The sequence below is a fragment of the Parapedobacter composti genome (assembly GCF_900112315.1).
In the GTDB taxonomy this organism is placed as follows: Bacteria; Bacteroidota; Bacteroidia; order Sphingobacteriales; family Sphingobacteriaceae; genus Parapedobacter; species Parapedobacter composti.
In genome coordinates this window covers 78006-96007 of record NZ_FOLL01000007.1, presented here as the reverse complement: position 1 = coordinate 96007, position 18002 = coordinate 78006, and the positions used below count along the sequence as shown (strand labels likewise).

Here is an 18002-nt window from a genome sequence, read left to right as displayed (position 1 = left end):
CCAATGATAAATAATAATGTCCTACATAACTAATCTGATCTCGGCTATGTTTCTGGCATTGCTGTTTGTTACATGCCAGACGACTGAAAACCGTATCCTTTCCCATAAGCCTTCTTATAGTGGAATCTATCCGCACTTGGCACATTACAATGAAGAGGGTGAATGCGGTACGGGAGCCATAGTTCCGTGGGCGGATAGGCTTTGGGTGATTACTTACGGGCCGCATCTGCCTTTCGGCTCTTCCGACAAGCTATATGAAATCACACCGGATCTCCAGCAGATCGTACGGGAAGAAAGTATCGGTGGCACGCCGGCGAACCGGATGATCCATCCGGAAAGCAACCAGTTGTTTATTGGCCCGTATGCGATAGACGCCAGGGGGAATGTGCGCACAATTCCGTATGAACGTATGCCCGGGCGCCATACCGGTAATGCCAGGCACCTGGCTGATCCGGCAAATAAGTTGTACTACGGCACCATGGAAGAGGGGTTTTATGCGGTAGATGTACATACGCTGGAAGTGGATACGTTGTTCCTGGACGGCAATGCCATGCGGAAACCTGGGGAAATGGGGCAGGAGGCCCACCTGTTGCCCGGTGCTCACGGTAAGGGACTCTATTCTGGTCAGGGTGTGCTGGTATATTCCAATAATGGCGAAGCTACCCAGGAGGCACTGAAACGGTTCGATGTGGAAGCAGGTGTGTTAGCCGAATGGGACGGTACAGCATGGAACATTGTACGGCGCAACCAGTTTGTAGAGGTAACCGGCCCCGGTGGAATTGAAGGAAACGCCAATCCGGAAACTGATCCGATATGGGCTACGGGGTGGGACCATAAGTCGGTACTTGTAGGTGTTCGATCGCCCGGCCGGGGATGGGATTTTTACCGACTGCCGAAAGCAAGCCATTCATATGATGGCGCGCATGGATGGAATACCGAGTGGCCCCGCATACGTAATATAGGCACAGCGGCAGAACCGGATTACTTAATGACCATGCATGGACTGTTCTGGCGCTTTCCGGCCACGTTCACGGCGGAGAACACCACCGGAATCCGGCCGAGGTCGGCTTACCTGAAGGTGATTGGCGACTTTACGCGCTGGCGGGATGGATTGGTGTTCGGCACCGATGATTCCGCACAAAAGGAGTTTCTGAACAAAAGGAAAGCCAAGGGGGGGATCGAAGGTCCTGGCCAGTCCAATTCAAACCTTTGGTTTACTTCCTTGGATAAGCCAGATCAATTAGGTCCTAATACGGCAAGCGGTGCGGTATGGCTGCGTGAAGATGTGTCCGCAGGTGCCCTATCTGAACCTTTCCTGTTCGCGGGTTGGGATGAGCGTGCGGTATGGGCAAGCAATGAGGGGGCGCAGCAAACTACGTTGACATTTGAGGTTGATAAGGCCGGAAATGGTCAATGGACCGCGCTGGAAACGATAACGCTGCAGCCGGGCAAGCCGGTTCACCGGGTGTTTCCTGCCGGCGATACCGGGGAGTGGATCCGGGTCAGAAATGCTGGGGCAGCGAAACTGACCGTACAGTTTACCTATACCGACCGGACCCGTTTCCGCCAACAGGCATCCACGTTGTTTACCGGTATGGCTACCATCGTGGATGAAAAGCAGGCAACAGGCGGGCTGCTGTATGGCTTGGGGGATAACCGCCGCGCGCTCGGTATCCTTGCCGGAACCATCACGGAGAATGGATTCAGTGAAACAGGGTATTATGAATTGGATGGCGATATGAAACTGAAACGCATGGAAGATACTGCCACGGCAGCATTCATCCGCGAAAAGTTTGCTATTCCCCGCGAGGTGGTCACCATAGACAGCGCTTCGGTATTGGTGGTTGATGATCGGGGCCGGCGGTGGCGCCTGCCATTGGGTGATAACCATTACACTCCTTATACGGATAGGGGAGTGCTACGGATATGCCGGGAAGTGGCTACAGAGCGTGATCTGCTGAATGTGCACGGTACGTTTTATGAACTGCCTGCCGAAAATGCGGATGGCTTTGCCAAAATGCGGCCCATTGCCTCGCATAAACTGAAGGTGCACGATTATGCTTCATACCGCGGACTGTTGGTGATGACCGGCATAACCGGTGGGTCCGACAACAAGCACATCATCCTCTCGGACGATGGTATGGCAAGCGTTTGGGCAGGCACGATTGATGACTTGTGGAAACTGGGTAAACCTGTGGGAATGGGTGGACCATGGAAAAACAGTGAGGCGAAGCGTGGGGTCGCTTCGGATCCATACCTTATTGGTTTTTACGATCAGCGAACATTAGAGCTGTCGCATAACGCTCCGGAGCCTGTTACCTTTCGTATTGAGGTAGAGCCTGTGGGACACGGTCCGTGGATGACCTACGACGAGGTAACGGTAGTGCCGGGGGCAACCTTCAGGCACACGTTTGCCCACGGTTTCCAGGCACGGTGGATCAGGTTTGTGGCCAATCGCGACTGTGAAGCCACGGCTTGGCTGACGTATCGTTAACAGGTTTCCGGCACATCCGGAAGCGGCGGATAGGCCCGTTTAAGCCCGTGGGCAATGGCGTGTTGGGGAAAGTGATAAACAAACAGGAGGATATAGCTGTTGAACCCATAGGTGGAGGCATTATGAATGTAATAGACATCATCCTGTTTGTCGTCATTGTGATGAGCGTTATTTCCGGTTACCACAAAGGATTCCTTTACGGAACCCTTGATTTGCTGCTGTTGATCCTCGGAATCGCTTTTGCGATTTGGTCATCCCGGTATATCGCTGCCTTTTTTGAAAAATATGTTATATCCATAGGTGTCTGGACGCTTCCGCTGGCGTTCATCATCGCTTACATTTTCGCACGGGTGATACTCGGCGCTTTAATCGCCAGGCCGGTCCAGCGCATACCGGAACGTGTGCATGGCCATGTCGCCAATAAGGCACTGGGTATTATCCCTGGAGTGGCAAACGGGATGATTTACGCCGCTATTATCAGTTCGTTGCTCCTCGCGCTTGCCATGTTTGATGGATTTTCGTCGAAAATCCGAGAGAGTTCAATAGCGAATGCCCTGACGCCGCATGTACAGTGGGCCGAAGCGAAACTGGCCCCGGTATTTGAAGAGGCCGTAAACCAAACGATGAATAGCCTCACTGTAGAGCCGCAGTCCGAAAAATCGATTGATCTGCCTTTTGCTGTAAATAACCCTGAAGCTCGCGGAGATTTGGAAGCGGAAATGCTCGAACTTATCAATGAAGAACGAAAAGCCGAAGGGCTGCCGGCGTTGGCTGCTGATCCGGAAATGACGGCCGTTGCCCGGCTGCATTCGCGGGATATGTTTGCAAAGGGATATTTTTCCCATATTAATAAAGAGGGTGAGACGCCCGCTCAACGGGCCCGGCAAGCGGGTGTACACTTCTTGGTCGTGGGCGAGAACCTGGCGTTTGCCCAAACATTGCGGATAGCCCATGCCGGGTTGATGGACTCGCCCGGCCATCGGGCCAATATCCTGAACAAATCGTTCGGGCGGGTCGGTATCGGCATCCTTGACGGCGGAAAATACGGGTTAATGGTCACTCAGAATTTCAGGAATTAGGGGATGGGGGAGTCAACGGGAACGAGACAAAAAATGTAGACCCTTTTCCCAACGCGCTGTGTACCCATATTTTTCCACGGTTTAGGGTGGTCAGTTCTTTGCATAGGAAAAGGCCCAGCCCGATACCTTTCTCGCTGTCCGTACCGGCGGTTGATTTGACGTTGACTTCAAACAAACGCTTAAGGTTGTCGCTGGCTATTCCCAGTCCATTATCGGCAATAGCCAATGTGCAGCAGCCTTCGTCATCGTTCCGTGCAAGAGAGATATTTACCGTCCCGTCTTTGGGTGTAAACTTCAATGCGTTATTTACCAAGTTGCGGATGATGAGTTCCAGCATGTCAGCATCCACCCAAATGATTAAATTTTCGTCAATTCCGGTGTGGATGGTGATGTTTTTCTGATGGGCTACAAACTGCTGGATGTTTAATACGTGATCAATGATGCTGCTTGGCCGCGTTTTCGTAAATATCGGTTTCAGTCCCTTTATCTGGCTTGAAGTCCACGACAAAAGGTTCTCCAGCAACTGCGACGTATTGCGCGCAGCCAAGAGCAGTTGGCCTTTCATTTTTGTTTGCAGTTCTTCCGGCAGTTCTTCATGCGTAAGGATTTCCAATACGCCTGTAATCGCACTGATAGGGTTGCGCAGATCGTGGGCCAAGATGGAGAGCAGCTTGAGTTTTTCGCTGTTCGATTTCTGTAGTAATCTGTTCTGTGTGCGGATTTGGTCGTGCTGCAGTTCTATTTCCCGCGCATGTTGCTCCGCCTTGTTTTTTTCCCGTTCATAATTGCCGCGTAAGTAAATGGTAATAGCATACGTGCAAACGATGATAATGATAAAGGTGGTGGCAATATCGATATAGCGGTACTCGGGAGCTGAATACGGATCTATTATGCGATGTGGCATTAGGTATTCAAGCCCCAGCAAAAACAAGGGTATAGATAGGTGCAGTATGGTCCAAAGACGGTGGAAGCGGAGGTTTGTAAATGCAATGAGAAGCAAGTAGGTGAGCAGGAACAAATAAAGTGCAGGCCCGTCGCTCCCCCCGTTGTAGAAAAAGGTAATGGCTACCACTATATAGCTCGATACCGCATAAACGAGCAAGCTGAATGCATATTTGCCATATATGCGCGAACGGATATACAAGAATACGAGTATGGCTGCTACAACCACCAGCATAGCGGATATCGCCCACAGCCTTAAGGCGGTATTTAAGGGGATAAGGATGGCTATGAGCGTGATGGTAAGGATTGCGATGACATTGAAGGCCCGATGTTCTGAAGAAAGGTGTTCAGGATCTCCAACCAGTTTCCGCCAAAATTTCCGAAGCCAAACGAGCATTTATATTAGGTATTAGTGAATTTCCTTTATGGTCGTTGTCATTGCAAAGCTAAGTATAATTCCCAGTTGCTCATCGTTTTCTTTTAATCCCCGCCGTTCCTTTTTACCGAAGTTTAACGATGACTGAAGACGTACACCTAAAAAATTGCGGATGGCGGTCGTTTTGCTTAGCTTTGACAGGAGTTACTAAATATCAGGGGTGCACCCGTTGAGCGGGAGGCGATTGCTAATGTAAGCCGCTATCATTTCGAGTGCAGCCGACACGGAATTTAAGGAGATATGCGTAGAAGTTTGTTGATTATTGCGATGGTTACGTCGGTTTGGAGTGCATTTGGACAGGAGCAAACAGACCGGGCCAAATATGAACTGATTCGGGAAACCATAAATTTTCTGGCCACCGATAAAGTGGTTTCGCGAGATACCAACTTCAGGATATCCTGCGAAACGTTAGACTACGATTGCTTTAAACAACAGTTGTCCGGTCAGCCGATAGCCGGAATTGAACGATGGTATAATAGTTGGCGCTCCATGACAGTTGCCGATGAGGCGGGGTTGGTGGCTCTGCGGAACCAAGTGTTCGCGGATATTTTTGAGCGTCCGGGAAAAGGCTACCGGAAACAGCTTATAGGCTACGAGGCATATGTTTCCCGTACCGAGCAATTGATTGATCCATATGCGGACTATCCGCCACCGGTTGAAACTTCGGTAGACACGGCTTCCTTGCCAGTGGCCACCCCTGCAGAATTAAACGAACCCGCTGCGGAACAGCTTGGCATTCCAACCGACACACCAGAAAAAAACAATACCATGATTGCATACTTCGCCCTGGCCCTTGGCCTCATTGCATTAATCGTTGCCGCCCGGCCAATCTTCGGAAAAAAGGAGCCGCAACAACAACCTGTTGATTCCCAGTTGCTGCTGGAGCGGCTCGATGAATTGGCTGTTCGGATAGAACGCCTGGAACGGACAATGGCAGATAATCAACAAATTAAAGACGCTACCGGTAGCTTAACAGAAATTATGGAGGCTATTGAAAGCCGGGTGGTGGCGTTAGAGAAAAACACGAAACAACCATAATATGGAATATCAATTCAGACCAGCCAAAGAAGGCGATGTAACGGATATCTGGCGGGTTTTGCAGCAAGCCATAATCCGCAGGAAGAATGAGGGGAGTGAGCAGTGGCAGGATGGCTATCCCAATCCGGAAGTTATTCAGCATGATATTGAAAAGCAAGCCGGATTTGTGATGACAAGCGGTGATACTATTGTTGGATATTGTGCCATTTTGATAAATGACGAGCCGGCGTATGCGGGAATTGAAGGCAAATGGCTTACGGATGGCGATTTTGTCGTGTTCCACCGGGTTGCTATTGCTGACAGCCATATCGGTAAGGGCCTTTCAAAGCTAATGTTTGCCTTTATTGAAAACTATGCGCTGGAACACAATATATACAGTGTCAGGGCAGACACCAATTTTGATAATTTGGCAATGCTTAAAATTTTCGAGCGTGCAGGATACACTTACTGCGGCGAGGTCTTTTTCCGGAACCGCCCCAGAAGGGCTTACGAGAAGGTGTTGGCAAACAAATGACCCATACACACCGGTGCCTAAGGGCGAATACCCATACGCTTAATTCTCAAATTTACCATAAATTTTGCATATCCTAAACAGCACGGCTTGGATATCACGGCTCTGCAGGAAAATACTCGTCTGGAGTAACGCTTGCTTGCTGCCGATGTTTTTGCGCCGGATGATATCCAGTTCGTTGCCGAAATTGGTGTTGATGAACGTTCGGATTTCATTACGGTTTTGGCGGAGCAGGGGTACATCGGGCCCTTCTTCTTCATTGAGTTCGTTTATCGCCAGCCTGAAGAATTTATCCATTTTGGCCCCCAGGTTTTCCAGTGTGGTGATAAAACCTTCGGCAAGGGGAGCATGCAGGTTCTCAATGTACTGAAGACTTTCAGTGCTCAGGAACTTCGCCGATTGAAGCATGTCCTGTATCAGGTCGGCACCGTACACAATAACCTCTGCCGAGCGTCTATCGGCAGCGCCGAGCTGCCGGATGGCCCGGAGGCTATTCCGCTTCAATTTGTACGTATAATTGATTAATTCCAAAAGTTCTTTGTCTGCTTTCCGTATTGCCGCTGCATCGCCACTGCGTATCCCATTTAAAATTGTACTGTAATGACCGGACACTTCCACCACCATGGTTACCAGCATGTTTTTGTTTCGCCTGTACACGTCCAGATCCGGTTCTTCCAACAAACTCAGTCGGCTCTTCTCTTTCTTGGACTGACGCTCTTTGTGGGCAAACTTAATGTTGGATATAATGATGTAAATAACGACGACACCCAGCAGAATACCGGTTGCCAGCATTCCCTGGTAAATGATGAATGCAAAGAAGGCCGCCACGGAAAACGCAAATAGCGCGGTGATAAACCACCCGCCTATAACGCTGAGCACACCTGCCACCCGGTATACGGCTGATTCACGGCCCCAGGCCCGATCGGCAAGCGATGTGCCCATAGCTACCATAAAGGTCACATAGGTGGTTGATAGCGGAAGTTTCAGTGAAGTAGCCCAGGCAATCAGTATACTGGCCAGCACCAGGTTTGTTCCGGCTCTTATTAAATCAAATGCGGGGGCGTCTTGGTCAACCCGGGTTGCCTTACTTAATTTATCCCGCTCAAAACTGAGGTTATAACGTCTTTTTACGTTACGAGGAATAACCGTGTCAAACACGTTGCCCAGCAGCATGGCCGTTTTAACCACCCGCCTGGATATGTTGTTGGGTTTGAAGCGATCATCACTTCCATCTTCGTCCTGCTTCCCTAAGTTGATTTCTGTTTCCGTTACTTTTTTGGCTTTGGCACTCAGCCAGATGGTCAGTGCCATGATGAGTCCGGCTATTCCCAGCATATAAACGGGCACAATCACGTCGTTCGTCGCGAGATAGTCCTGATATAATGCATCAGCGGGTACACCACTTTCCGCCCAGTTTTGGTATGCCATCAATCCGGCAATGGGGACGCCGATGAAGTTGACCAAATCGTTGCCCGCAAACGCCATGGCAAGGGAAAATGTGCCTGCAATGACGACAATTTTGATGGGATTCACCTTAAATTGCTGTTGTAGCCAAAAGCAGATAGCCGTTGTGGTAACCAGGAGAAGCGCCATGAAAACCAGGATGTTTTCGTTCAATGTTTGCACCCACCCGGCTTGAGCCAATGTAGTACCTTTGAGCCCCTTGATCAGCAGGAAATACATGATTACGGTAATTCCCATGCCGGAAAAAGGTGCTCCCAGACTCTTCAGTCTTTTTTCATATTGGAAAGTAAAGGCTGATCGGATGAAATACTGCACGGCCACCCCAGCGGTAAACGCGATCAGAATCGAAAGAAAAATACCAGAAATGATGGAGAATGTGCTTTCCACATTTATGTATTTCATCACTTCGCCGATAGGTTCTCCTTTTTCGGCTGCAAACAGGAAGCCTACGATGGCTGCGGCTCCCAGCAGTTCGAAAACGATGGAAACGGTTGTCGAAGTGGGTAAACCAAGCGCGTTGAATATATCGAACAACACAATGTCGGCCAGCATAACCGCTAGGAATATCCACATGACCTTATCGAACGTGAAGTGTTGGGGCTGGAATATGCCCTTGCGTGCAATCTCCATCATTCCGCTGGAGAAAAAACATCCCGCTAATATCCCCGCGGAAGCTATCAACAGAATATTCCGGTAAGTGGTAACCTTACTGCCTATTGCTGAATTCAGAAAATTGACGGCATCGTTGCTTACCCCAACAATGATATCCGCGATAGCGAGGACAAGTAAAATAGCAACAATAAGCAACAGATAATCCATAAGTGTCAACTATAATGGCTCAAAAATGTAAATTTAATGTTAGTGAATGGTTATTTATAAGTTAAATTTATGTTAATAAAGCCAGGGGTTTGTGAATAACTTATCATGGTCTTGGCCTGGATGGATGTTTCTGGCTTGCGATGCGCTCGTTGGACCGGGGATAAGGCTACGCAACTTGCAGTTGCCGGGAAAATAATCACGTTAAAAAAACAAATACGCAAAGCTATTGGTTTTCTCGATAGTTTAGCTATATTGGCCGTATATTAAGACTGGGCGGCCGAAATTGCAGCAACGTTAAGGCTGGGTTAGCGCCCTTGATAGCGATGTTAAACATTGCCATATTTCCCCCGGACGATCGTAGGTACGTTGGTTTAAATGTTATACGTTATTCCTATAATTGTACATGAAAAAAAAACTATCCATTCATCAGGACGGCGAAGCATATAGGGCCATAGTCGACAATGCGCCGGTGATGGTTTGGAGCGCGTCGCCGGACGCACGGCGTTATTTCTTCAACGAGGGCTGGCTGCGCTTTACCGGACGCGCTTTGGAAGAGGAACAAGGCGATGGTTGGACAGAAGGTGTTCATCCGGACGACCTGCCCCGGTGTTCCGCAACTTACAAAGCTGCCTTTGATGCCCGCGAGGCGTACCGTATGGAATACCGGTTGCAGCGGCATGATGGTTCGTACTGTTGGGTATCAGATAGTGGAGCACCCTACTACCTGGCCGACGGTACGTTTGCTGGTTATGTCGGTTCGTGTGTGGATATATTAAACCTCATGGGGTCCGCCCGCAGGGGAAAGGGGGCCGCCGCTGGAACAGGGGTTGATAAATCGCATGGATTTGATGTCCGGCAAAATGAGACAGGGTTTGAGGAACGTGGCGGTTCCAACTACCTAAATCGGCCATATACGTTTAATGACGAATTGGGCGCGGTTAATGAGGAATTGGCAGCCGTTATTGAAGAATTGCGGGCAACTAATGAAGATCTGGAAGAAAGCGAGTATAAAACCCGCAGTATCATCGCAAATGCACCGTTCCCGATAGCGGTATACACCGGTCGTGAAATGCGTATTGTGGAGGCTAACCAGGCGATAATTGACGTTTGGGGAAAGGGAAATGATATCATTGGCAAGCGGTATGCCGAGGTACTGCCGGAACTCGAGGATCAACAGATTTATGAACAACTTGATACGGTGTTCACCACAGGCATACCCTTTAACGCCCGGAATCAACGGGTGGATTTGGATATCCACGGCGAGCGGAAGATATTTTACTTCAATTATAGCTTCACACCGTTGAAGGATCGCTCCGGAAACATCTATGGGGTCATGAATACCGCAGCAGATGTAACGGACGTGGTATTGGCTAAGCAGCAGATAGAGCAAAGTGAGAAAATGCTCTATAACCTGATTCTTCAGGCACCGGTGGCCATGTGTTTTATGACCGGCCCGGATCACGTTGTCGAAGTGGCCAATAGATTGATGATCGAGCTCTGGGGAAGGCCGCAGGAAGAAGTGGTGAATAAACCGATTTTTGAAGGCTTACCGGATGCGAGGGATCAGGGATTGGAGCAATGGGTTGATCACGTTTATAATACAGGCGAAACCTACCAAGCTTATGAACGCCCTATCACGTTGTTGCGAAACGGGCAAATCGAGGTAGTTTACCTTAGTTTTGTTTATCAGGCCTATCGCGATCCTCACGGCACCATTATAGGGGTTATCGCCATCACCACGGATGTGTCAGCACAGGTCAAGGCCAAAATTGAAGTGGAAAGAGCTTATGAACAGTCTCGACTTGCAAAAGAAGCTGCACAGCTCGGCATGTTTGACTTGGATATCAAAAGTGGCAAGCTGGAATGGGATGAACGGTGCAGGGAGCTATTCGGTATTTACCACAATGAGCCCGTAACCTATGAACAGGATTTTGTTGGCGGTTTGCACCCGGACGACCGTGAGCGCGTGAAGGTTGCGGTCAGCAACGCACTTGATAGGGCCAAAACCAATGGCAATTATGATGTTGAATACCGGGCAATTGGCAAGGAAAACCAACAATTGCGCTGGATTAGAGCAAAAGGTCAGGTTCATTTTGACCGGCATGACAACCCATCCCGGTTTATCGGTACGGTGCTGGATATTACCGAACAGAAGCTGTATGAAATTAGACTGAAAGAAAATGCCGAACGGAAAGCGCGGTTGGCGGCAATCGTAGAAACGTCGGACGATGCAATTGTCAGCAAAACATTGCAAGGCATCATCACCAGTTGGAACAAAGCTGCTGAGCGGATGTTCGGCTATACGCCGGAAGAAGCCATAGGGCAGCACATCTCATTGATCATACCGCCCGATCGTATACAGGAAGAAGATTACATCATCGGCGAAATCCGTTCGGGCAATAAAGTGGATCATTTCAATACCGTCCGGATGACTAAAGACGGACGCGAAATACCACTTTCAATCACGGTATCACCCCTTATTGACGATAGTGGCCAAATCATTGGTGCGTCCAAGATTGCACGTGACATCACCGAACAAACCGCCGCTCAGGCATCGGCCCGTCGGTATACCGAGCGGCTGGAGATCATTAATTCCATGGTCAAGAGCATCTCGGAAGAACTTGATCTGAAAAAGACACTGCAAAAGTTAACCGACGGCACAACGGCATTAACCGGGGCAAAATTTGGTGCTTTCTTTTATAACGAGAGCAATGAGAAAGGCGAGCTTCATACGTTATGTACGTCGTCCGGCCTGCCAATAGACATTTTTAAACAGATGGATATGCCCAGTGCGGTAGACGTGTTGCGTCCCGCATTTTCCGGTGAAGGCGCCATCCGTGTCGATGACATTACGAAAGCCCCCCGCTACGGGAGGAACTTTCCGTATCAAGGGATGCCCGAATGGCATTTACCCGTGGTGAGTTACCTCGCCGTTCCGGTATCATCACGCTCGGGCAACGTTATCGGGGGGTTATTCTTCGGCCATCCCGAGCCGGGTAAATTCACGGCCGACCATGAAAATCTGATTATGTCCATTGCAGCTCAGGCTGCCATCGCCCTGGACAATGCTAAACTATATGAAGAGGTTAAAGCATTGAACGACAAGAAGAACGAGTTTATTGGCTTGGCGAGCCATGAGTTGAAGACGCCGTTAACGAGCGTAAACGCCTATCTGCAGATATTAGAAAGGTTGCCTATTGATGATAAGAACAAGCAGTTTACTCAAAAGGCGTTGCGTCAAATGAAAAAACTGATAACACTCGTCAATGATCTGTTGGATATATCGAAGATAGAAGCAGGAAAGCTCCAGTTGCAGATGGGCGAGTTCGACCTGAAGAAACTGATGGAAGAAACCATCGAACTTATCGGTCATACCAATACGAAATATCATATTAAGTTTGAGGCCGCTGCTAAATCGTGTGTCATATATAGCGACGCACAGCGGGTCGAACAGGTGGTCACCAACCTGCTCACAAACGCCATCAAGTATTCGCCAGATGCCGATGAAGTAAGGGTGAGCCTGGAATGCTCAGCAGACGAGGTAAAGGTGGGAGTGCAGGATTTCGGCCGGGGCATACCGTCATCGGAACTGCCGCATATATTTTCACGGTTCTACCGGGTTGAGGATATTACCCAAAGTATATCGGGCTTGGGAATTGGCTTGTATTTATGTGATGAAATTATCACCCGGCTGAAAGGTAAGCTCTGGGTAGAGAGCGAATTAGGGAAGGGGAGCACTTTTTGGTTTACCCTTCCTGTGCGTGGTGTTCAGAAATGAGGTTAGTTAAAGCGTCAAAAAAAGAGGCTGCCGTACAGCCTCTTTTTTTACAATAAACTTTCCCTTGGGATGGGGTTTTTATCCCCATTGAATTATTCCGACCGTAAGATGCGCATGGGTCTTGGCATGCTTCGCCAAGTTTTAGAAAAAATGCCGGAAGAGCAATGGAATACAGATGAATATAACAATCCCAACTGGCAGATCGCCTATCACATTTTGTGGGGTGTCAAGTTTTATTTGGCAGCTGGTCCCGAACACTATGTGTTATGGGAAAATGCCATCGAAGGGGCCGAAAGCCTCGGGGGAAGCCAAGATTGGGAAAACCCTGATGAAGGGGTTGTGGTAGCAGGACACCACACCAAAGAAGAGTTGCTTGGTTTCATTGATGAACTTGAAAACCATTTGCCTCAAGCTGTTGAAGCTTTGCCTTTTGACCGCAGCTCGGGATTCGAATGGTATCCCTATTCCCGTTTGGAGCTTCACATCAATAATATCCGTCATATTCAGCACCATACCGCGCAACTTATCGAACGCCTGAAGGCAAAGGGACTGTCGGGGTTCAACTGGTGGGCCGACCAGAACCAGCCACAGGAATGGTAACCGGATTTCTGAGATAGGGCTGCTGTAACCCCAACCACGTTGCTTAAAGTGAAGAAACTTTTGCCACATAATTGCAGAACCTGAGCAACAGTTGTAACGTAATGCTTGGCTGGCACAATATATCCGGTAATGCTGCGTTTACTATGTAGGTTTAGGTTGATAAGAAAGGTCCGGCAATCCCAAAGCGCCGGGCCTTTCGCTTTGGTAAACGTCTTGAATTCCTGCAAAAATGTGCCTGGCCGGCATAGGCAAACCGGTAAGCAAGTTCGGTCAGGCGTTCACGGCGTTCATTTCGTTGCCGGCTCATAGTAAAGCGCTATCGTGCCGGAACCCAAGGTTTTCGTCTCTATCAGTTTGAGGACAACCCTGTCGGTTATGTGTTTAAATAACGGTAACCCTTTTCCAGCCACAACCGGGTGAATGCAAAGTTGGTATTCGTCAATCAGATTCATCGCCATCAAGCTTACGATCAAGCTCGGGCTGCCCACAAAGATGTCTTTGCCCGGCTGTTGCTTGAGCGCTGAAACCTCTTCGTTGAGGTCGCGCGCCGCCAGCTTCGCACTTGCCCACGTTACGTTTTTCAGCGTTCGCGAGAAAACTATTTTCGGGACGTTGTCCATGATTGCCGCAAAATCATCCGTTGATTGGTTACCCGTGGGATTTTTCACCACCGTGGGCCAGTATTCCATCAGCTGGTAAGTTTTCCTGCCATATAGTATGGCGCCTGCCCTGCTTAGCAGTTCGCTGTAATGCCGGTGCAATTCATCGTCTGCAATCATCTCGGTGTGGTCGCAGAATCCGTCAAGTGTCATGTTGATTGCCGCAATCAGTTTTCTCATACCCGTTTGTCTATTCGCGTTTTAATTCAGGCTGCTGCTCCGTGAACTGTGTTCATAGCGGCCCTGTATACAAAGATATCTTTACCGTTAGGCAACAGGATAGGGTAGAAGAGACAAACTGTGGGGGTAAAAAAGACAACGCTTAAGAGGCTGGTATCAAATCCACCGTCTTACCCGACTCCTATAGCGGCGGTAGTCGGCACCAAATATACGTTCCAGTGCTTTTTCTTCGGGTAAAATCTGGAACTTCGTGAGTAACCCCACGAACACAAATAATGCCCCAATGCTTATCCAATTCATCAGAAACAGCCACCACCCGCCCAGCAATATGGTCATCCCCAGGTAGATTGGGTTCCGTGAATGATTATAAATGCCGTTGGTAACCAGCGTGGTAGCACGCAGCAGCGAGCGCCGATCGGGTCGTTCCGTCGTGCGGTGCCTGGCCAAGGCCGCCTTGGCCGAAAAAATGATGACCAGGCCGCAAAGCAGCGTGGCCCCCGCTACGACAAAACGATAAGGCGCATTGAATCCAAACTGAGGCAAATATGTTGCCGACAGCCACATCAGTATGCCGCAGCACAGCAGGATGAAATCAGGAGGAATCCGTGCACCCATATTAACAATAAAGCATTAGATCACCGCCATCAAGTGACATTTACTATCCGATAGTTCATGCCATTGAAGACAAGTTCGTCGCCCGCTTTCGAGCCGATGAACCGTTGTCCCAGAGGTGATACTGGGGAAATAACCCGGTACGTCTTTCCGCCAATTATTAACTGGCCAACGTTAACGGCGAGGAAAAACAAACCATGGTTCGTTTCTACCAAGCTGCCGAGTTTTGCGGGCCCGTGATGTGCGCGCACATCCAGACCGGCCAACACCTGTGCCATGCGCCGTGCGTCTGCCAGGAGCTGCTGATGTCTGTTTAGCTCCTGTTGCATCATTTCCCGTGTGGTCTCAAACTTGTCGCCGGCGCTGCTTTTGGTGTCATCAGCGGCCGCAGCACTGGCCGATGCCATGGCTTGCAAGGCATTCTCCATTCGCTGGCCAACATAGGTTTCGCACGCTTCCAGCAAGGAAACTTTGATGGTGTTAGATACATCGCTTGTATGCATAGCCCACAAAGGTAAGTATTAGTTGAATAGCTGAACAGACAAGGAAAGCTGATAAACTGGATGGCCTTCACAATATATATGACAATGCCGCGTTTATCATTGTAGGTTTAGGTTGATAAGAAAGGTCCGGCAATCCCAAAACGCCGGGCTTTTCGCTTTTTTGCACTTTATGCACGATTTGATCGTCAGTTCCTTTTCCATCCAAAATATGCTGGTCAGTGGCTGATTTTTTCTTTCAGTCGCGCTATTTCCTTTATCAGGGTCAGTTTTTCTGTTTTGGATTTTGTATGCCGGACAGCTTCTTCGTAGTGTGCAATCGCTTTATCGAGGTCTGTGTCGGCATATAAGTAACCTAATAATTCGTGATAATAGGTGTTGCCTGTCAGCTGTAATTTTTCGGCTTCGGTTATGGCTTTGTCATGTCCGTAAACTTTGGCAAAAGCAAACGTTCTGTTCAACGCTGTTATTGGCGAATATTCAACAAGTATAAGCCGGTTGTAAAGCTGTAAAATATGTTGCCATTTGTTTTGGTCTGCCGGCGCGGTGTGCCAATAGGCAATACCTGCTTCCAAATGGTATTTTGAAATCTCGTTGTTGTTGCAGGCGTTTACCAGAAAGTAATTCCCTTTCGCTATCAATGTGGTGTCCCACAGACGCCTGTCTTGTTCGTCAAACAAAACGGCTTCGCCTTTATCGTTTGTTCTTGCTTCAAGTCGCGAGCCTTGGAAACACATCAAGGCAAGCAAGGCGTTCGTCTGCGGAGTGTCGGTCAATGGGTTTTCTGTCAAAATCAACGTCAGCCTTATTGCTTCCGAGCAAAAGTCCTTCCGGATTTGCCGGCGGTAGGTTTTTGAAAAATAACCTTCGTTGAAGAGCAAATACAACGTTTTTAGCACGGTATCTAGCCTTGATTTGATGGCCGTTTCACTTAACGATTTGATTTGGAAATCGTCGTTGCGCAGGTTGGCTCTTGCTCTAAGCAAACGCTTCTTTATCGTTTCGGTTTTCGTCAAAAAAGCACTGGCTATTTCTTCCACACTGAAACCGCAAAGAATTTGCAACGCCAAGCAAATTTGCGCTTCGGTTGAATTTGTGGGATTGCAAACCGCAAAAATCATGGCTAACTGGCTGTCAGAAATGTTCTGGCTGCTCAGCTCAACATCGTTTTCGGCTTCAATTTCAGTTGGTTTTATGGCTTCTTTGACTTGCGTTTCGAAAACTGCTACGTGCTTAAAGTAATCCTTGGTTTTGTTTTTGGCTACGGCGTAAAGCCACGCCGTAGGGTTCTCGGGTATTCCGTTAATTGCCCAATTTTCGGATGCTTTTAAAAAGGTGTCGCTGGCGATATCTTCGGCAATTTCAATGTGCTTAAGACCAAAATGACGGCATAGAACAGCCGTCATTTTAGCGTATTCCTGCCGGAACAGGTGAGGTAAAAGCTCATGATGTGATTGATGCTGCACTTTCATCACTCACGTCTTAAAACTTCCCGGACTTCAATGTTTCCGCCTACCTGGTTAAAAATCGGATTGGCCTTGGCCATTTCTACCGCTTCATCAATGTTTTCAGCACTTACCACGATGTAGCCGCTGATAAATTCTTTGATTTCGGTGTAGGGGCCGTCCGTGACCACATTGTTGGGTTTTACCGTTTTTGCACTTCCCGGAATGGGCAGAAGGGTGTTGCCTTTGTCCACCAATTTGTTCTGTGCGGCGATACTGGCCAGCCAGTTCATGCGTTCCTGCATTTGTTCGGGCGATGGTTTGAAATCTGCAATGTCTTTTAATCTGAAAATTAACGCAAATTCTTTCATTTTCTTAAAAATTTATTGTTCGTCTTCATGACGACCGACATTTCAGAACGGGGACAAAGTTCGCTTTTTTTTTGTCGGACGGATCACATCGTCGGCCAGCTCCGTTGAGTATTTGCGATATTCGGTAATCGAAGGGATTGCGGGGCATTATATCTTTTTGCCGAAAGTTAAGGCGCTACCAAGAGCGGTCCACATCAAGCCGGTAGATAGTCGTCGTATCGGTCGTACTGTCATCATCTTCACACAACAGAAACGAAACGCTTCCGGTTTCGGTTGGATAGCGGGCAATCCCCTCGAATTTATGCGTCCGGGAGATTATCCGGCTGTGTAGCAGCTTCCGGCTTCCCAGATCGATGGCGCCGAACAGGCTGCCGCCCACCTCGCCATCGTGGTAGGTAGACTGGCCCGCCTCGGCCGTAGCGATAAAGTACAGCGTATCTCCGGCAACCGTTGCATCCGAAAACCCAAAGGGCAGGCCGTCTATCACGGGCAGGTCTATCTCCTCATAGGAAACCTGGGGATTTTCAGTCAAGCTGGGGCCGTGGACGGTAAATAAGACGTTCCGCCCGCCCGGTCCGTTCCCCCGGTTGAGGAATAGCCAATCGGCGCCATAAACAGCCACCCCTTCGATATTAAAATCATCCGGACCGATTCCGGCAGCCGAACGCATGATGTCATATAACGCATGCAGCTGCAAGGTATCGGTCCGGCGGTCAGTTTTTGAAACAGCAAACCCAAGCTCCCGGGCAGGGGTGGAGCCCGAGCCGAACACATAAGTCGCATCGCCGCGCTCCACAATGGCTTCCAAATCCATCTTCCGATCCTTGGCCACCTGCTCGGTATGTTCCCCATCCTTGAGCAGATACCGGGTCAGCTGGCCCGTATCCATGGGATATTCGTAGAGATAATTGCTGTTGTCGGAGACCAGGCGGATCAGGCCATCGGAAAACGTGATTCCCGAAGCTGCACTGATGCCGACGATTTTTATGAGTGCTTGCAAATAGAAATTATTCATGATTTGTCGGTGTCCAGTCCGTGTGTCATATGCAAGTATACATAAATTCCCACATATCC

General features: G+C 49.0%; 14 protein-coding genes. 6 read left to right on the top strand and 8 right to left on the bottom strand.

The features are described 5' to 3' along the window. The first annotated feature begins 16 nt into the window (after positions 1-16). Both BM030_RS09445 and BM030_RS09440 read left to right on the top strand, forming a co-directional pair. Positions 17-2494: a hypothetical protein gene (locus tag BM030_RS09445; protein ID WP_090973344.1), complete on the top strand. Its 2478-nt coding sequence runs from the start codon at positions 17-19 to the stop codon at positions 2492-2494. Then, the gene (locus BM030_RS09440; RefSeq protein ID WP_211657565.1) at positions 2476-3573 is read left to right on the top strand and encodes a CvpA family protein; all 1098 of its coding nucleotides are present in this window, start codon (positions 2476-2478) and stop codon (positions 3571-3573) included. Before BM030_RS09445 ends, BM030_RS09440 begins: the two co-directional genes overlap by 19 nt. Here the strand turns inward: BM030_RS09440 and BM030_RS09435 are convergent. After that, a complete protein-coding gene (locus BM030_RS09435; RefSeq protein WP_090973343.1) occupies positions 3563-4912 on the bottom strand; it encodes a sensor histidine kinase in 1350 nt (449 codons plus the stop codon). The two genes, BM030_RS09440 and BM030_RS09435, sit on opposite strands and share 11 nt — an antisense overlap. A 279-nt stretch (positions 4913-5191) precedes the next feature. Here BM030_RS09435 and BM030_RS09430 point away from each other — a divergent pair, with 279 nt between their 5' ends. Both BM030_RS09430 and BM030_RS09425 read left to right on the top strand, forming a co-directional pair. After that, entirely contained in the window at positions 5192-5989 is a 798-nt protein-coding gene (locus BM030_RS09430; RefSeq protein WP_139215865.1) for a hypothetical protein, read from the top strand. 1 nt (position 5990) lies between these two features. Then, entirely contained in the window at positions 5991-6503 is a 513-nt protein-coding gene (locus BM030_RS09425; RefSeq protein WP_090973341.1) for a GNAT family N-acetyltransferase, read from the top strand. Between the two features lie 39 nt (positions 6504-6542). Here BM030_RS09425 and BM030_RS09420 read toward each other — a convergent pair whose 3' ends face one another. Continuing rightward, on the bottom strand, positions 6543-8783 hold the full coding sequence (locus BM030_RS09420) for an inorganic phosphate transporter (protein ID WP_090973340.1): 2241 nt from the start codon (positions 8781-8783) through the stop codon (positions 6543-6545). A 403-nt stretch (positions 8784-9186) separates the two neighbouring features. On the opposite strand from BM030_RS09420, the gene BM030_RS09415 reads away from it, so the two are divergent. Next, entirely contained in the window at positions 9187-12561 is a 3375-nt protein-coding gene (locus BM030_RS09415) for a PAS domain S-box protein (RefSeq protein ID WP_090973339.1), read from the top strand. Between the two features lie 69 nt (positions 12562-12630). After that, complete coding sequence (locus BM030_RS09410) at positions 12631-13161, top strand: DinB family protein (protein WP_090973338.1); 531 nt, start codon at positions 12631-12633, stop codon at positions 13159-13161. Positions 13162-13448: 287 nt separating this feature from the next. Here the strand turns inward: BM030_RS09410 and BM030_RS09405 are convergent, their stop codons facing one another. The 6 genes from BM030_RS09405 to BM030_RS09380 form a co-directional block, all read right to left on the bottom strand. Beyond that, complete coding sequence (locus tag BM030_RS09405) at positions 13449-14000, bottom strand: dihydrofolate reductase family protein (RefSeq protein ID WP_090973337.1); 552 nt, start codon at positions 13998-14000, stop codon at positions 13449-13451. Positions 14001-14156: 156 nt separating this feature from the next. Further along, entirely contained in the window at positions 14157-14615 is a 459-nt protein-coding gene (locus BM030_RS09400; RefSeq protein ID WP_090973336.1) for a methyltransferase family protein, read from the bottom strand. A 29-nt stretch (positions 14616-14644) separates the two neighbouring features. After that, positions 14645-15115 (bottom strand): hypothetical protein, encoded by a 471-nt coding sequence (locus BM030_RS09395; protein ID WP_090973335.1) that lies wholly within the window; start codon positions 15113-15115, stop codon positions 14645-14647. Positions 15116-15330: 215 nt separating this feature from the next. Next, positions 15331-16584 carry an RNA polymerase sigma factor gene (locus BM030_RS09390; RefSeq protein ID WP_090973334.1) on the bottom strand — a complete coding sequence of 418 codons (1254 nt, stop codon included), beginning with the start codon at positions 16582-16584 and terminating at the stop codon, positions 15331-15333. Beyond that, on the bottom strand, positions 16584-16928 hold the full coding sequence (locus tag BM030_RS09385) for a YciI family protein (protein WP_090973333.1): 345 nt from the start codon (positions 16926-16928) through the stop codon (positions 16584-16586). The genes BM030_RS09390 and BM030_RS09385 overlap by 1 nt, the downstream gene beginning before the upstream one ends. Positions 16929-17103: 175 nt before the next feature. Then, positions 17104-17943, bottom strand: a complete 840-nt coding sequence (locus BM030_RS09380; RefSeq protein ID WP_090973332.1) for a DUF6929 family protein — start codon at positions 17941-17943, stop codon at positions 17104-17106. Between the last annotated feature and the right edge of the window lie 59 nt (positions 17944-18002).

Bases quoted from the DNA above. Each gene is read 5' to 3' on its own strand.
- BM030_RS09445 (WP_090973344.1), top strand. From the start codon at position 17: ATGTCCTACATAACTAATCTGATCTCGGCTATGTTTCTGGCATTGCTG.
- BM030_RS09435 (WP_090973343.1), bottom strand. From the start codon at position 4,912: ATGCTCGTTTGGCTTCGGAAATTTTGGCGGAAACTGGTTGGAGATCCT.
- BM030_RS09430 (WP_139215865.1), top strand. From the start codon at position 5,192: ATGCGTAGAAGTTTGTTGATTATTGCGATGGTTACGTCGGTTTGGAGT.
- BM030_RS09425 (WP_090973341.1), top strand. From the start codon at position 5,991: ATGGAATATCAATTCAGACCAGCCAAAGAAGGCGATGTAACGGATATC.
- BM030_RS09420 (WP_090973340.1), bottom strand. From the start codon at position 8,783: ATGGATTATCTGTTGCTTATTGTTGCTATTTTACTTGTCCTCGCTATC.
- BM030_RS09415 (WP_090973339.1), top strand. From the start codon at position 9,187: ATGAAAAAAAAACTATCCATTCATCAGGACGGCGAAGCATATAGGGCC.
- BM030_RS09410 (WP_090973338.1), top strand. From the start codon at position 12,631: ATGGGGTTTTTATCCCCATTGAATTATTCCGACCGTAAGATGCGCATG.
- BM030_RS09405 (WP_090973337.1), bottom strand. From the start codon at position 14,000: ATGAGAAAACTGATTGCGGCAATCAACATGACACTTGACGGATTCTGC.
- BM030_RS09400 (WP_090973336.1), bottom strand. From the start codon at position 14,615: ATGGGTGCACGGATTCCTCCTGATTTCATCCTGCTGTGCTGCGGCATA.
- BM030_RS09395 (WP_090973335.1), bottom strand. From the start codon at position 15,115: ATGCATACAAGCGATGTATCTAACACCATCAAAGTTTCCTTGCTGGAA.
- BM030_RS09390 (WP_090973334.1), bottom strand. From the start codon at position 16,584: ATGAAAGTGCAGCATCAATCACATCATGAGCTTTTACCTCACCTGTTC.
- BM030_RS09385 (WP_090973333.1), bottom strand. From the start codon at position 16,928: ATGAAAGAATTTGCGTTAATTTTCAGATTAAAAGACATTGCAGATTTC.
- BM030_RS09380 (WP_090973332.1), bottom strand. From the start codon at position 17,943: ATGAATAATTTCTATTTGCAAGCACTCATAAAAATCGTCGGCATCAGT.